This window comes from Clostridium sardiniense, from assembly GCF_016907995.1.
Classification (GTDB): domain Bacteria; phylum Bacillota; class Clostridia; order Clostridiales; family Clostridiaceae; genus Clostridium; species Clostridium sardiniense.
This window is the reverse complement of record NZ_JAFBDA010000010.1, coordinates 24,882-38,458: the sequence shown is the minus strand read 5'-3', so window position 1 is coordinate 38,458 and position 13,577 is coordinate 24,882. Positions and strand designations below refer to the sequence as shown.

Here is a 13,577-nt window from a genome sequence, read left to right as displayed (position 1 = left end):
CTAATTTTACATTATTTATACTAACACTTTATTTAAAATATGAAAATTATATGTAAATCTTTAAAGCAAAAAGCCTAATAGGAATTAAATCCTATTAGGCTCTAATCAAAACCATTTATAATCTAAATAAGTCTTAAAACTATTTGCTCATTGCTTCTTCTACAGCAACAGCTACAGCAACAGTAGCTCCTACCATTGGGTTGTTACCCATTCCGATAAGACCCATCATTTCAACGTGAGCTGGAACTGATGATGATCCTGCGAATTGTGCATCTGAGTGCATTCTTCCCATAGTATCAGTCATACCGTATGAAGCTGGACCTGCAGCCATGTTATCTGGGTGAAGAGTTCTTCCAGTACCACCACCTGATGCAACTGAGAAATACTTCTTACCAGCATTTACACATTCTTTCTTGTATGTTCCAGCAACTGGGTGTTGGAATCTTGTTGGGTTAGTTGAGTTACCAGTGATTGATACGTCAACACCTTCTGAGTGCATTATAGCAACACCTTCTCTAACATCGTTAGCACCGTAACATCTAACCTTTGCTCTTGGTCCGTTTGAGTAAGCTTTTTCTCTTACTACTTTTAATTCTGAAGTGTAGAAATCAAATGCTGTTTCAACATAAGTGAATCCATTGATTCTTGAGATTACCATAGCAGCGTCTTTTCCAAGACCGTTTAAGATAACTCTTAATGGTTGCTTTCTTACTTTGTTAGCTTTTTCAGCTATTTTGATAGCACCTTCTGCAGCAGCGAATGATTCGTGACCTGCTAAGAAAGCGAAACATTCAGTTTCTTCTCTTAAAAGCATAGCTCCTAAGTTTCCGTGTCCTAATCCAACTTTTCTGTCATCAGCAACTGAACCCGGGATACAGAAAGCTTGTAATCCTTCTCCGATTGCTTCAGCAGCATCAGCAGCTTTTACGCAACCTTTCTTTATAGCTATAGCAGCTCCTAAAGTGTAAGCCCATCCAGCATTTTCGAATGCGATTGGTTGAGTTTCCTTTACGATTGTATATGGATCTATTCCTGCTTCGTCACATATAGCCTTAGCATCTTCTATTTTTTGCATTCCGTACTTATTAAGAACTGGAACGATTTGATCTATTCTTCTTTCATAACTTTCAAATAATGCCATGATTAAATTCCTCCTTACAAATTAATTTAAATTATGCGTGTCTTGGATCTATTAATTTAACAGCGTCTTCTACTCTTCCGTATTGTCCTGCTGCTTTTTCCATTGCTTCGTTAGCGCTCATTCCCTTAGCAACGAATTCCATCATTTTACCTAAGTGAACGAATTTGTATCCGATAATTTCATTATCTTCATCTAAAGCAACTTCTGTTACATAACCTTCTGCCATTTCAAGGTATCTTGGTCCTTTAGCAACTGTTCCGTACATAGTACCAACTTGTGATCTAAGACCTTTTCCTAAATCTTCAAGTCCAGCTCCTATAGGTAGTCCACCTTCTGAGAATGCAGTTTGAGATCTTCCGTATACGATTTGTAAGAATAATTCTCTCATTGCAGTGTTTATAGCATCACAAACTAAGTCTGTGTTTAATGCTTCTAATATAGTCTTTCCTGGTAATATTTCTGAAGCCATAGCAGCTGAATGAGTCATTCCTGAACATCCTATTGTTTCTACTAATGCCTCTTCTATTATTCCATCTTTAACATTTAAAGTAAGCTTACATGCTCCTTGTTGAGGTGCACACCAACCTACTCCATGAGTAAGACCTGAGATATCTTTTACTTCTTTAGCTAAAACCCATTTTCCTTCTACAGGAATTGGTGCTGGTCCATGATTAGGTCCTTTAGCGATTACACACATTTCTTGAACTTCTGTTGAATACATCATATTCTAATTTCTCCTCCCTAATTATTAGATTATAAACCGTTTTTATGTACAAAAACTTAGTTTACATTTCTAGCTAGGTCAAAAACTGCCCCGGTGGGTTAGTTTTATCCTACATACATTTTAGCAAATGTACATCCATCTAACAACTAAAATATTAACTTTTTTCATATTTTTGATAAATTTATTTATATAATTGATATTTCTTTCCACATCTGATATAATATTTAACGTTGGTAACAATTATTTTACTGAGTAAAACATTATACTTTGCCACCATGGCGGAACTGGCAGACGCACATGACTCAAAATCATGCGGTTTTACCGTGTGGGTTCGATTCCCACTGGTGGCACCAAATCAAAATACCAAACTCGTAAAGCATTGAAAATACTTACTTTCAAAGTTTTACGAGTTTATTTTTCATTAAAAGTAGTGCAACAGTAGTGCAACCTAAATTTTTTTAAAATTTTCAAATAAAAAAGAAAGGCAAAACCTTTCTTTTCTTAATCTTCATTTTCATTATAATTTTCGTTTACTAACTTTGTGAATCTAGTTCCTACTGTTCCATTGTTCGATAATCCTCTTGTCTCAAGCGCAGTATATTGATCAAATAGACCACTTGATTCTGCATTAGATGAACTATCATCAAATAAACCGCTTTTTTCTTCATCTGACATTTAGTTTCCTCCTTTTAAAATAAAATCAATAATTTAATACTTAAAAATATAAAAAATGATATTATTAATAATATTATTCCTATATTATTTAACATAATTTTTTTATTATTTACTTTCTGATTATGTTCATATGCCTGCAAATAAGCTCTTAGTATATCAAAAGCTATTAATCCCTCATCTTTAGCTTGTACATCTATTTTTGAAAAATTTTTTAATTCTATCCTTCTATATTCCTTAGATAATAATAAATATATAAAAATAATTATTGACAAAACTAAAAATAAAGAACTTAATGTTTGTAATCCTATAAAAATATAAATTTTATTTTGTGCATTCTCTAACATAGATTTAAAGTCAATTCCACTATTTGTAAATAAAAATCCACATAAAAATATAGCTACAGTCATTAATATAGGTATTCTATTTTCAACGGTTTTCATTCTATCATTTTCTCTATCGTATTCCGATTTAATTGTTTCTAATAATACCTTAGATGATTTATATTTTTCATTATTCATATTTTTTGCATTATTTTCTTCTTTTTCTTTATTATTCAAAAATATCACTCCCACTGGAATTTTATCATATAATTACCTAAGGAACAATATTATATATACATTAAAGAACATAATTTTATATGTATATTACAATATACATTTTTATAATATGAAACCCACTCAAATGAATGGGCTTCTTTTAAATTATATACTTCCAAGTACATCTCCTATATTAATTATAGAAAGTTGTAATCCATATTTGCTACTTAATAGCTCTAATTCAACCTCCATTTTACTCATTGGAGAAAACTTCTTTAAATCCTCTATATCTTTATGAAGTATTTTGTACATATTCCCACTAGTAAGCTCCAATAGGTCTACTAAAATATATGCTTTTTCCTTTCCTTTTCTTAATTCTACTTTTGCTACTAAAAATTCACCTTTAAATTTCATAATCAAATACTCCTTAATTTAATTCTTATAACCAAACTTATTAAGTTGAATTAAAAGGCCAATTATATTTCAATTGGTACTATTTTTAAATATTTTCATTATTAACCTCCATATCAAAATAAGTTACATTTCCACTCCTATATAACCCATCTTTTGTATATCCAATAGAATAATTATTATTGTATCTTACCTTATACCCTTTAAATTCTTCTAATATATTCTCTAAAGGTCTTTTATCTAAATACGTTTCTATAATAGGCTTATGCAATGTTTTATTACTATACCCAAATACCCTATATCCTTCTAAGTCTTTATCTTCTAAGCTCTTTACAATATAGGTTGCTACATATAATGCTATATTTGTATTTCCTTCTTGATCCAGTGCTCTTATATCTACAAATCCGTATTTCCAATACTTCTTACTAAACTCTTTCTCTAATTGCTTATGCTCTTCTGATTTTCTTTCCTTGCTGCTGCATAAATTTATTTCTATTGGAATATTGCAAAGCAAATGATAATGTAATCTATTGTTTTTATCTCCATATTCTAATACCCAAAGATATTTGATCTCCTTGTACTTTTTTCTTAATTTATTGAAAAGGTTATTTAAATACTTCTTACTTTGCTTATAATCAGTTTCTTTAGCAAATGTTAAAGTAATGAAGGTTCTCATATCACTATTACACTTTATTAACCTTATAATCTTATTCCTAGAGTTATTTAAATTATCTATCCTATTTTGTTTTTTACTTTTCTTATTTTCCAATATATCATCAGTTGTTAACTGATCTTGCTCTTCTCCTCGCTCTATAAACCTATAAAACTCCTCTTCCTTACCTCTTTCACCAACTGTATAATGGTTGAATTTATATATCTCCACTCTGTTACCACACTTTATAACCTTTAAGTTATACATAAACCTCAAGCCTTTATAATTACTTAATTTACACCCCTGATAAAATTACTTTTGTATGAATTATTCCACTACTAACAAGTTATATATTATTTAATATTATGATTTGTTACTCAATCTTCACTTTTATTATTTAAGAGCTCCATAATTTAAAGCATTATAGTACTTCTCTAAATCTTATCACTATAGTTATTTATACTTCTACTTTAAATTGGCTTTATAATCCTTTATATTTCAAGCAATCTAACGCCTTCCATAACTAAAAACGTCTTTCCTCTTCCTCTCGCTAAACCCAAGGGTTGAGCTGATCGTCAATCGTCAAGAAGTTTTTAGTTATTCCAGTTGTTGATATTCTAAAACTGAAAAGCTTATAAATACAACTAGAAGAAGAAAGATAAATAACCTCAAATTAAAGATTAGAAAGGTAAATCAAACTTTAATTATTTCACTCTTAAATAATAAATGTTTTCCCATAGTACAAATCATCACTAAATAATGCAAATTCTTGTTTTTTTAATTTCTTTTCTATGTTTGTTCCTAATACTACTTGAATAGAGCTAGTATCAATTTGCCTAAAAGTACACCTTGCGTTAAATAAAGATTTAAACTTACAATTTTCCTTTGTTGCTTCTTGGATTATTCCTATAATAAAGATGTTATAATGCCTTCCTACAGATAATATCTTTTTTAATATATCTGATATTACTTTATCCTGTAGTGTTTGCATTTCTTCTATAACTACATATAAAGGTTTTTCATGGTATTGTATGTCAGTATATAAGTTAACCAAGAATTTTATTATATCTTCACCTATAATAAATCGTCCTTTAAAGTTCGGATAATCTTCCCTATATCCATTTAGAATTATTACATTAGCTCCACTATATTCTAATTGGTCTATAGCCATGCTTACACAACAGCTTTTACCTGTTCCAGATAGACCAGATATTATAAGATGACACGTTTTTCTCATATCAACAGTTATATCACCTTCATAGTTATGTCCTAATATGCATGTATAAGGCTCATATTCAAGCCTAGAATAACCCCTATCCTGTAATTCATCAGTATATATACATAACCTACAGATTCCCTTTACAACCTTTAAATTAACCTCATAAGCCTTGAAAATTGTTTGTATATACTCTATTTCTTTTTCTAGTTCTGAATAACTACATATTCCTACTAAATCAATATCAATAGTAAACCCATATTTAGCAAATGTTATATTTTTAACTTTTGGTGCTGCTCCATCATTATCAATTAAGTTTTTCCTCTTAAATATTTCTGTAAAAGTTTTCTTTATTAACCTCTTTAGTTGGTACTCTTGTAATTTTTTAATATTAATCATATAAACACTCACACACTCCACCATTTTAACTACCTATTAACCCAAATATCAAAAAATTTGCTCTAAGCATAAAATATAATTTCGGTCTTTGTAGTTGCTTTATAATTCATTTATATGCATTTAACAGTTAAAAGTTTCTTAATGAATATAAAAAATTCAAAAAAATAAAGGGTATTTATTTACCCTTTGTTCTCTCCTTATATTCTTTATAAAGCAAAGATTTTATAAAAGCACTGTCTCCACCAACTGCTCCATTTTCTTTTACCCACTCATAAAGCTTCTGCTCCTCTTCCGAAAGTAGCCTAAAGTTTACCGTTATCCTCTTTTGTTTATTTTGATCACTTTTATTTATATCTGACATAAGAACACCTCAATATACAACTTTTATCTGTTAATAATATTATATGCTCTCAAGGCTATTTATACAATATTTGGAACTTAATTAACTCAAAAAAAATACTCGTACATTTAATACGAGTATTTTCTTTATAACCTTCGTCAGCTTTATAAGTTGCTTAATAGCAACAACGTTATTTTAATTTTTCTATTAACCTAATTATACCATACCACCTAATATTATACCATAACTTCCATTAGCTAATATGTTTTATATTATTATATAACTTAACTAAACACTTATTAAATAACTCTTTTCTACAATAATCTGAAGAATAACCTAATATAGTACCTATTTCTCTCCACATTTTTGGATTTCTATCTAAATATCTTAGTTTTAATACTTGCTGTTCTTGTTGGTTCATTTCCCGGTATGCCCTCTCTATATTAGTTATTAAACTTTCCTTGTATGTTTTTATATCTTTTAATCTCTCTATTCTTTGATTATCCTCTTCATATTTTAACTCTATATCTATACATTTTATTTGAGCTTTTAACATATTATAGTCTTTTAAAATAACTTTGATACTTTCTCTATTCTCCTTAGTCAATTTCATACTTAATACTATTCTCCTTATAATACTTAACTATTAACTGCTCTACCTCTTCCATACTGTAATATCTCTTATTCTTATCTCTAAATACTACTCCTAGATTTATATAAAACTTAAATACTGTATATATACTTATCTTCTCACGTACAGGCTTCTTTATTATTTGCCTTCTCTTTTCTAGGACCTTACATTGAAATAATCCTAACTTTTCTATATCTATTAAGTAATCTTTATACCTTTCTCCTCTTACAGCCTTCATATAAGCTCTTTCCCTTTTATACACTTCCTCTAATTCAAGATTCATTGTCTTAGCCCTATTTAACATTACTTCTCTATGTGATATAACATTCCCTCCTATAACAAAAGGATAAGAACTTAATTCCTATCCCCATATTCTAGACTTATTTAGTTCACTCTCATAATCTACTTCCCTTATAACATTATTATAAGTTCTATTCGACCTTAAGCGTTCTCTTATCCTAACCCTTCCCCAAGTGCTATTTCTCATTTTTCTTATAGCTCTATCTTTAGACTGCCTTATTTTATCAGAAGAGGTTTCTAATATATCTGCTATACCTTCCATAGTTAATGGATCAGTTTCCCAGCCATAATATAATTTCAATACTTCTCTTTCATGTAATGTATTAGTATTATTCATAACTCCCTCCAATTCGTCTCTTAACTCCTGTAAATATATTTTCTCTTGTATATTCTCTATATCATTCCTATTGCTCTCTAACAAGTCAATTAATTCGCTCTCTTCTTCACCAACTGGTTTATTAAGACTTGTTTCCTCATTTGTATCTCTATTAGTTATAAACCTATGCATTTTTGAATATACCCAATGGAAAGCATATGTTATAAAGGTTGCCTTTTTCTCATTATTAATATCATATCTATCACAGACCATTATAAAACCTATATTCCCCTCCTGGATTAAATCATCTTTATCTACTGAACTTATACCATCAGTATAAAATTTATTTGCTATCTTATATATTAAATTTTTATTTTTATCCAACAATTTCTCTAATGCCTGTCTATTCCCTTGCTGATACAATACTACTAGCTCCTCATTATTCATCTTTCCACCTCTCTTATTGGAAATACACTATTTAAATCAATGTATATTTATTAATTAACTCTATCATTTTTATTATTTTATCTTCATTACTCCAATATGATTCAAATTCTTTTGATATCTCTCTTTTTAAATCTTCCATATTTATACTTACTTTTTCTTTTTTGGGTAAGCATTTGTCAGCATAAACGTTACTTTTAATCCTAACATTTCCTAACAGCCATCTTAGTATTTCTTAGTATAAATGCTCCTTTTGATACTATCATTCTCCATCATTAAATCTTAGGGTGCGTTACTCTTAATGTCAACATTTGTCAACATTTTATACTAGCATTTACTAGCATTAACGTTCCTTTTAAACAAGGTTTTACAAGGTTCTAATCCTACCCTATATAAGACTTTAAGTCTTGTAATTCCATTGTAGTACTCCATTACTTTTTAATGTTGTACTACATAAACTTGTATGCAACGTTCGTTATTTTTGTATGCAACGTTCACTATATTTAATCTTGCTATTATGAGCTATATTCTTAAAGTTAGACTTTAAGTACTTCATTGACCGCGTTTTTTAAATTGCAAAATTCAATAGCAACGCTCCTTTTGAATTGCATTTTTTATTTTTAATAAAACTGACTTAATTACATATTAAATTTACTCAACATATCATCTATTCTTTTAAGTAACTTTTTATAATCAACCATTATTCCAATATCAATATTTAGATTTCTTATTACACCATATTTATTTTCTCTAGCCTCTAAAACATCATATAAATATTGTGTAATAACAGATTCATAAAATTTAATAGTTTCTAACTCTTTAAAAGTACTCTCTATAGAAATAAGTTTGTCTTTCATTTCTTCCAACTTATTTTTTAAGCACTCGCTATAATGCAAATTTATCTTATTATTAATATTCTCATACTGATCTCTTTCCATTACTTTATCTTGCTTAATGTTATTAATTGTTATTTCTGTTGTCTTGTTTAATGATGAATCAATTTCTTTCTTAATTAAATTATTAAATTCATTTTGCTCTTTCATTGTTTACTCCTTTTCTTTCTCTAATATATTTACCTTACGTTCCCAATAAGTATCATTATATTTTTTAACCTTATCCTTATTTTTCTTACGCCATTCTCTATAATAAGCATTTCTTTTTTCTCTTGCCTTATCTTCCATTCTTAATGCTCCTTTATATAATTTTAGATAAATAAAAAAACCACGAGAATAATACCAGTACTTACTGATAATTATTTCCCGTGGCCTATATAACGCCTTCCACTTTTATTAAGTGGGGTACTTAACATATTCTTTAATCTTTTTCTTTATCTTAATTATACCATTTATGTTAATACTACTCAATATGAATTATATATAATTTAAGGTCAGGTTTTGTTAGGTTCTATATAGTTTTTAATGTTAGCTTTTATTAATCTCTTTATAATTTTTAATGTCTAGTTTTGACAAGTATCTATTTTATAAAATCTCCTCTAACTTTTCTTTAATACTATTTATTACTTTCATTTTTTCCTCACTATCTTTTGCTATATCAGGATGATATTTCTTAGCCATAGCTCTAAAACCTAATTTTATAAATTCTTTTGCTACATCTTTTGTAGTGTCATCAAAATTTACTGAACTCATACCACTACTATAACTACTTGAATATGAGCCATAGTATTTTTTATAATCTTCGTATGCTTCTTGAAACTCTTCATATGCTGTTCGATTTTCCTGATGCTCCTTCTCTAATAAATCTATTTTAATATTCAAATATTTATTATAAATTAAGTTAACTATTTCTTCATTGCCTATATCTTTATCCTCTAAAGTATTGTTTATAGTTTTATATATAACCTCCTGCTTAATTATATTAATATCTTCTTCTTGTAGTGTCATTATATATTTATCACTACTTTTTACTTTACCTGTTTCTTTATCTCTATATCTATTACATAAATAAAACTTATAAGTTTTTCCGTATTTATCTTTACCTCTTTTTACTGAACAAAACATACTATATCACTCCTTTTGTAGTATCAATAAATCTTTACCACTACATTTAATTTAAAAGAAGAGGGTCCAACATAATGCAGAACCCTTTTAAACTTACTCTATATCAATATATATTCTTTTATATTTGCCCTTGTCATATTGTTTACTAATATTATTTATTTTGACTCCTGTTGATAGAGCTACTATAATTCTGTTTCTCTCTTCTAAAGTTTCATAACTTACCATTATTTTCACTATTTAATTTCCCCTTTTACTTTTTCTGCTTTTTCAAAAAATACTACTGCTCTAATTCAGTTGTAAAAAATCCAATATCTAACTCATTATCTTTTGCCGCTTGCTTTAAATCCTCTTCTGTATATATGCCATAAGAATTTAACGCTTCCCAAATCTTCTTTTGGTCCAATACTCTCATCCCTTTCTTTCTTTAGTTTTTCCCATCCTAGTAGTGTGTTAGGATCTACTTCTAACGCTATGCAAAGTTTTATTATTACTTCTTCTGTAGCTTCATGCCTTCCATTTTCTAGTTCTGAAATATAATTTTGACTTATTCCAGATCTATCCGCTAATTCATATTGACTTAGTTTCTTTTCTACTCTTATCTCTTTAAGTTTCATCATAATTCCTTTTATTATCTGGCAATATTTCACAAACATAAGCCTTATCTGTTAGCTTTACTCCCTATATTACAGCTTGCAGAATATACTACCTTTTCACCTATTGTTATTTTAACAATTCCCTCTAATAAACTTAATAGATCCTTTTGACCTGATATATCTTTTTTTAACCCTTTTTCCATCACTTTATCCCCCTCAAATATTTCCTATTGATTTATATAAGGTTACTGTGATAATCTTAAATTGCCGTAAAGAGTGTTCACAGTAACACTTGAGCTAATGGTTTTAAACCATTGGCTCTTTTATTTATTCAATCTATAATTATTTTCCATCCCTTTAATTTCATATATATGAACTTTTGATTTTTCTCTAATTCTTCCACCTAAAGCCTTATCTATTTTAATCAGATCATCAATAAAGAACTCACTGCTAACCATAATAGGCATTTTAGAGCTATATCTATAATTTATAATTTCTAGCATTATTCTTATATCCGAATCAGTATATCCTCCTTTAAATAAATCATCTATAACAAGCATTTGAGCCCTTTTATATCTATTTACCTTTCTTTGATACACTTCTGAATTTAACATATTTTGTTTTAACTCTATTACTGCATCTATATATGACATATAAGCTATATCAAGGCCTTTATTAGATATAAAGTTATTTATTAGTGCTGATATTAAATGTGTTTTGCCACTTCCACTCTCACCTAATAAGGCTAATGAATCATTATCAGAACCTTTTATCTTTTCAAAACTTAAATAATAGCTTGTAGCGATATCCTTCATTTTCTTTGCTTCCTCATTCCATGGAATAAAATCTTTAAATGATTTTCTTAGTTGTTCTCCACTTAATCCTGTTTTAGCTAATGCTCTTATTAATTTTTCATCCTCTTGGCACTTACATTTTGAATACATGTTTTTTTCTTTGTCATAGATAAAACCCAACCCATTACATAAAGGGCACCTATTTAAGTCCTGCTCTTGAGATTTCTTCTTCTGTGTAACTTCTGACATTTGTTGATATTTCTTTGAATTTAAAGTTTTCTGTACCCTCTGTAAAACGTCCTCTATCTTTGGCGATACGTCCTTTGGTATATTCATTTTTATCCTCTCCTCTCTTCCAATCATCATAATTAGCTTTATTTGAGCCTTCTTCCATAAATGTACTTATACCATTCTTTCTATTTAAAAAATCATTTAGACTCCATTTATAATTGAAATAGAATGTACTATTCAATATGTCACTATAAACATTAATAGCTTGTACTATATCTTTTGTTAAGTAAACTTTTAAAGCTTTTTCTATTGCTTTTTCAATTACTAAGGTTAAGCTCCTATGCTTTATTATTTCTTTAGAGTTCCAATAATCAAATATTAATTTAACATTTTCATTATTCTTTGCACTATATATATTATTAGACATATCTTTAGATATATCTTTAGAAGGTGGGTCCTCTAAAGGCTCCTTAATCGGTTCCTTTAATGGTTCCTTACCATTTATAATTTTAGTATTTTCAACGCTTTTGAATGGTTCTTTTAATGGTTCTTTTAATGGTTCCTCTAACGGTTCCATTCTTTTAATACTTTCAGCATAAATCATTTTATATTTACTTGGCGTTTTAGGTGGTTTTCCCTTGCTAATTAGCTTTATATAGCCTTTTTCTTCTAACGATTTCAATGTAGATAATACTTTCTTATCTCCTATGCCTGTATCATTGCTTAAAGTTCTTTTGCTGCAAAAACATTCAAATTTTTCTCTACCTTCATATTTATCTTTAGTAAAATTTGTACTTTTACATAAATGGAAATATACAAGAACTTCATCATTACTTAGTGATGATGATATATTAAAATAATTTCTTAGCACCTCCTTTTCATACACTTTAATACCCCCTTTATCTTTCTTATGCAAATATCCACTTGAAGGCTTTTAAATCCTTCCAGTTAGGCTCTTTATTTAACTCTGTACATAACTCTATATACTTCTTAAAAAGCTTTAAATCCATCTATATACCTCCTAAAACGTCCTGCCAATGTTATTTATTATCCATTCATCAATGCGTGAACTTACAACCATACACTTTTTTCCAAACCTTATACAAGGAAATCCAGCTACGTGAGTTAATTCTCTTAACTTTCTTTCTCCTATACCTGTTAGCTCTGAACAATGTTTTACTGTTATTAACTTCTTTTCTTCTGTAACGTTTCTTATATGCTCTTCTTGAATTGCACTTACATCTACCATTTTCATACCTCCCTATTGCATTATTCTTCCTCTGAAAAGAATAATTCTTGTATTGTTGAATCTAATGCTGCTGCTAATTTTTCTAATATATAAACCGGTGTTGTTTTTATTCCTTTTCTCTCAATATTAGAAATAGTAATCCTTCCTACACCAGATTTTTTTGAAAGATTTTCTTGAGTTAATCCTTTTTTGACTCTTTCTATTTTAAGCTTTAACATTTTACCCCTCCTTAAGACTAACCTTTTGTTAGTTCTTGATTTTATATTACACTTTCATTAAGTTAGTGTCAATAACTTTTTTAATATTTTTATATACATTTTGTTAGTGTTAATATAAAATATAAACGAGGTGATATTTTGAATATAGGTGAAAATATAAAAAAAATCAGAAAAGAAAAAGGTCTAACTCAAAAAGATTTAGCAACTTCTCTCGATGTAAGTACTATAACAATTCAAAATTATGAAAATAATAGAAGAGAGCCTAGATTAGAAACACTAAATAAAATTGCTTCTATACTTGAATGTGATTTATACGAATTAATGGGTTTAACTGAAACTCTTGCTAAAATAGATGCAGAAATTGATAAATATGAAAAACTTGCAGTTTTGCATGAAAAAGACAGACCTATAGAAACTGCATCTTTAAAGAACTTTGATAAAAATAGCATAAAAGAGTTATTAACTTCTACTGTAATTGACATGATGTTTTTATCTAAGGATAGCTCTTGTTTATATTATGATATAGATAGCTTTTCCAATTCTGAATTAGAGGAAATAGGAAACTTTATTTATATTGCTTATGATTTAAAAGTAGCTGAAATATTAGATAGGCATAAATCTAAAAACACTATTGTAAATTCAAATAAAAAACCAGTAACCTCAAAAAAAGAAGAGAAGTAATTCCCCTA

Annotated in this window: 22 protein-coding genes and 1 tRNA gene; 2 read left to right on the top strand and 21 right to left on the bottom strand. The window is 28.5% G+C overall.

Annotated features, from left to right (window positions below; all coding sequences use genetic code 11):
- Window positions 1-139: 139 nt before the first annotated feature.
- Window positions 140-1,141 (bottom strand): GGGtGRT protein, encoded by a 1,002-nt coding sequence (locus JOC62_RS10010; protein ID WP_204595129.1) that lies wholly within the window; start codon window positions 1,139-1,141, stop codon window positions 140-142.
- A gap of 31 nt (window positions 1,142-1,172) precedes the next feature.
- Entirely contained in the window at window positions 1,173-1,865 is a 693-nt protein-coding gene (locus tag JOC62_RS10005) for an iron-sulfur cluster assembly scaffold protein (protein WP_204595128.1), read from the bottom strand.
- Between the two features lie 269 nt (window positions 1,866-2,134).
- Here JOC62_RS10005 and JOC62_RS10000 point away from each other — a divergent pair.
- Window positions 2,135-2,218 (top strand) — tRNA-Leu (locus JOC62_RS10000).
- Window positions 2,219-2,366: 148 nt separating this feature from the next.
- Here JOC62_RS10000 and JOC62_RS09995 read toward each other — a convergent pair.
- From JOC62_RS09995 to JOC62_RS09910, 19 genes are all read right to left on the bottom strand, one after another.
- Complete coding sequence (locus JOC62_RS09995) at window positions 2,367-2,540, bottom strand: hypothetical protein (RefSeq protein WP_204595127.1); 174 nt, start codon at window positions 2,538-2,540, stop codon at window positions 2,367-2,369.
- A 14-nt stretch (window positions 2,541-2,554) separates the two neighbouring features.
- Window positions 2,555-3,097: a hypothetical protein gene (locus JOC62_RS09990; RefSeq protein WP_204595126.1), complete on the bottom strand. Its 543-nt coding sequence runs from the start codon at window positions 3,095-3,097 to the stop codon at window positions 2,555-2,557.
- Between the two features lie 144 nt (window positions 3,098-3,241).
- Window positions 3,242-3,490: a hypothetical protein gene (locus tag JOC62_RS09985; RefSeq protein ID WP_204595125.1), complete on the bottom strand. Its 249-nt coding sequence runs from the start codon at window positions 3,488-3,490 to the stop codon at window positions 3,242-3,244.
- A gap of 85 nt (window positions 3,491-3,575) precedes the next feature.
- Window positions 3,576-4,406, bottom strand: coding sequence for a rolling circle replication-associated protein (locus tag JOC62_RS09980; protein WP_204595124.1), 831 nt, complete (start codon window positions 4,404-4,406; stop codon window positions 3,576-3,578).
- 448 nt (window positions 4,407-4,854) lie between these two features.
- Window positions 4,855-5,754: a hypothetical protein gene (locus JOC62_RS09975; protein WP_204595123.1), complete on the bottom strand. Its 900-nt coding sequence runs from the start codon at window positions 5,752-5,754 to the stop codon at window positions 4,855-4,857.
- A 175-nt stretch (window positions 5,755-5,929) separates the two neighbouring features.
- The gene (locus tag JOC62_RS09970; protein WP_204595122.1) at window positions 5,930-6,115 is read right to left on the bottom strand and encodes a hypothetical protein; all 186 of its coding nucleotides are present in this window, start codon (window positions 6,113-6,115) and stop codon (window positions 5,930-5,932) included.
- A gap of 232 nt (window positions 6,116-6,347) precedes the next feature.
- Entirely contained in the window at window positions 6,348-6,707 is a 360-nt protein-coding gene (locus tag JOC62_RS09965; protein WP_204595121.1) for a DNA-binding protein, read from the bottom strand.
- Window positions 6,694-7,008 carry a hypothetical protein gene (locus tag JOC62_RS09960; RefSeq protein WP_243425051.1) on the bottom strand — a complete coding sequence of 105 codons (315 nt, stop codon included), beginning with the start codon at window positions 7,006-7,008 and terminating at the stop codon, window positions 6,694-6,696. The genes JOC62_RS09965 and JOC62_RS09960 overlap by 14 nt, the downstream gene beginning before the upstream one ends.
- Before the next feature lie 78 nt (window positions 7,009-7,086).
- Window positions 7,087-7,788 carry a sigma-70 family RNA polymerase sigma factor gene (locus JOC62_RS09955; protein WP_204595119.1) on the bottom strand — a complete coding sequence of 234 codons (702 nt, stop codon included), beginning with the start codon at window positions 7,786-7,788 and terminating at the stop codon, window positions 7,087-7,089.
- Between the two features lie 635 nt (window positions 7,789-8,423).
- Window positions 8,424-8,828: a hypothetical protein gene (locus tag JOC62_RS09950; RefSeq protein WP_204595118.1), complete on the bottom strand. Its 405-nt coding sequence runs from the start codon at window positions 8,826-8,828 to the stop codon at window positions 8,424-8,426.
- A gap of 3 nt (window positions 8,829-8,831) precedes the next feature.
- The gene (locus JOC62_RS19365) at window positions 8,832-8,966 is read right to left on the bottom strand and encodes a hypothetical protein (protein WP_279381517.1); all 135 of its coding nucleotides are present in this window, start codon (window positions 8,964-8,966) and stop codon (window positions 8,832-8,834) included.
- Between the two features lie 297 nt (window positions 8,967-9,263).
- Window positions 9,264-9,803 carry a molecular chaperone DnaJ gene (locus JOC62_RS09945; protein WP_204595117.1) on the bottom strand — a complete coding sequence of 180 codons (540 nt, stop codon included), beginning with the start codon at window positions 9,801-9,803 and terminating at the stop codon, window positions 9,264-9,266.
- A 93-nt stretch (window positions 9,804-9,896) separates the two neighbouring features.
- Entirely contained in the window at window positions 9,897-10,037 is a 141-nt protein-coding gene (locus JOC62_RS09940) for a hypothetical protein (protein ID WP_204595116.1), read from the bottom strand.
- A gap of 86 nt (window positions 10,038-10,123) precedes the next feature.
- Window positions 10,124-10,420 carry a helix-turn-helix domain-containing protein gene (locus JOC62_RS09935; RefSeq protein WP_204595115.1) on the bottom strand — a complete coding sequence of 99 codons (297 nt, stop codon included), beginning with the start codon at window positions 10,418-10,420 and terminating at the stop codon, window positions 10,124-10,126.
- 41 nt (window positions 10,421-10,461) lie between these two features.
- Window positions 10,462-10,599, bottom strand: a complete 138-nt coding sequence (locus JOC62_RS09930) for a hypothetical protein (RefSeq protein WP_204595114.1) — start codon at window positions 10,597-10,599, stop codon at window positions 10,462-10,464.
- A 120-nt stretch (window positions 10,600-10,719) separates the two neighbouring features.
- Window positions 10,720-11,340 (bottom strand): ATP-binding protein, encoded by a 621-nt coding sequence (locus JOC62_RS09925; RefSeq protein ID WP_243425050.1) that lies wholly within the window; start codon window positions 11,338-11,340, stop codon window positions 10,720-10,722.
- Window positions 11,341-11,389: 49 nt separating this feature from the next.
- Entirely contained in the window at window positions 11,390-12,307 is a 918-nt protein-coding gene (locus JOC62_RS09920; RefSeq protein ID WP_204595112.1) for a helix-turn-helix domain-containing protein, read from the bottom strand.
- Window positions 12,308-12,442: 135 nt separating this feature from the next.
- Complete coding sequence (locus JOC62_RS09915) at window positions 12,443-12,670, bottom strand: DNA-binding protein (protein WP_204595111.1); 228 nt, start codon at window positions 12,668-12,670, stop codon at window positions 12,443-12,445.
- 20 nt (window positions 12,671-12,690) lie between these two features.
- On the bottom strand, window positions 12,691-12,888 hold the full coding sequence (locus tag JOC62_RS09910) for a helix-turn-helix transcriptional regulator (RefSeq protein ID WP_204595110.1): 198 nt from the start codon (window positions 12,886-12,888) through the stop codon (window positions 12,691-12,693).
- A 138-nt stretch (window positions 12,889-13,026) separates the two neighbouring features.
- Here JOC62_RS09910 and JOC62_RS09905 point away from each other — a divergent pair, with 138 nt between their 5' ends.
- Window positions 13,027-13,569 carry a helix-turn-helix domain-containing protein gene (locus JOC62_RS09905; RefSeq protein ID WP_204595109.1) on the top strand — a complete coding sequence of 181 codons (543 nt, stop codon included), beginning with the start codon at window positions 13,027-13,029 and terminating at the stop codon, window positions 13,567-13,569.
- Window positions 13,570-13,577 lie beyond the last annotated feature (8 nt).

Coding starts and splice junctions, on each gene's coding strand:
- JOC62_RS10010 (WP_204595129.1), bottom strand. CDS start 1,141: ATGGCATTATTTGAAAGTTATGAAAGAAGAATAGATCAAATCGTTCCA.
- JOC62_RS10005 (WP_204595128.1), bottom strand. CDS start 1,865: ATGATGTATTCAACAGAAGTTCAAGAAATGTGTGTAATCGCTAAAGGA.
- JOC62_RS09995 (WP_204595127.1), bottom strand. CDS start 2,540: ATGTCAGATGAAGAAAAAAGCGGTTTATTTGATGATAGTTCATCTAAT.
- JOC62_RS09985 (WP_204595125.1), bottom strand. CDS start 3,490: ATGAAATTTAAAGGTGAATTTTTAGTAGCAAAAGTAGAATTAAGAAAA.
- JOC62_RS09980 (WP_204595124.1), bottom strand. CDS start 4,406: ATGTATAACTTAAAGGTTATAAAGTGTGGTAACAGAGTGGAGATATAT.
- JOC62_RS09975 (WP_204595123.1), bottom strand. CDS start 5,754: ATGATTAATATTAAAAAATTACAAGAGTACCAACTAAAGAGGTTAATA.
- JOC62_RS09970 (WP_204595122.1), bottom strand. CDS start 6,115: ATGTCAGATATAAATAAAAGTGATCAAAATAAACAAAAGAGGATAACG.
- JOC62_RS09965 (WP_204595121.1), bottom strand. CDS start 6,707: ATGAAATTGACTAAGGAGAATAGAGAAAGTATCAAAGTTATTTTAAAA.
- JOC62_RS09960 (WP_243425051.1), bottom strand. CDS start 7,008: ATGAATCTTGAATTAGAGGAAGTGTATAAAAGGGAAAGAGCTTATATG.
- JOC62_RS09955 (WP_204595119.1), bottom strand. CDS start 7,788: ATGAATAATGAGGAGCTAGTAGTATTGTATCAGCAAGGGAATAGACAG.
- JOC62_RS09950 (WP_204595118.1), bottom strand. CDS start 8,828: ATGAAAGAGCAAAATGAATTTAATAATTTAATTAAGAAAGAAATTGAT.
- JOC62_RS19365 (WP_279381517.1), bottom strand. CDS start 8,966: ATGGAAGATAAGGCAAGAGAAAAAAGAAATGCTTATTATAGAGAATGG.
- JOC62_RS09945 (WP_204595117.1), bottom strand. CDS start 9,803: ATGTTTTGTTCAGTAAAAAGAGGTAAAGATAAATACGGAAAAACTTAT.
- JOC62_RS09935 (WP_204595115.1), bottom strand. CDS start 10,420: ATGATGAAACTTAAAGAGATAAGAGTAGAAAAGAAACTAAGTCAATAT.
- JOC62_RS09930 (WP_204595114.1), bottom strand. CDS start 10,599: ATGGAAAAAGGGTTAAAAAAAGATATATCAGGTCAAAAGGATCTATTA.
- JOC62_RS09925 (WP_243425050.1), bottom strand. CDS start 11,340: ATGTATTCAAAATGTAAGTGCCAAGAGGATGAAAAATTAATAAGAGCA.
- JOC62_RS09915 (WP_204595111.1), bottom strand. CDS start 12,670: ATGGTAGATGTAAGTGCAATTCAAGAAGAGCATATAAGAAACGTTACA.
- JOC62_RS09910 (WP_204595110.1), bottom strand. CDS start 12,888: ATGTTAAAGCTTAAAATAGAAAGAGTCAAAAAAGGATTAACTCAAGAA.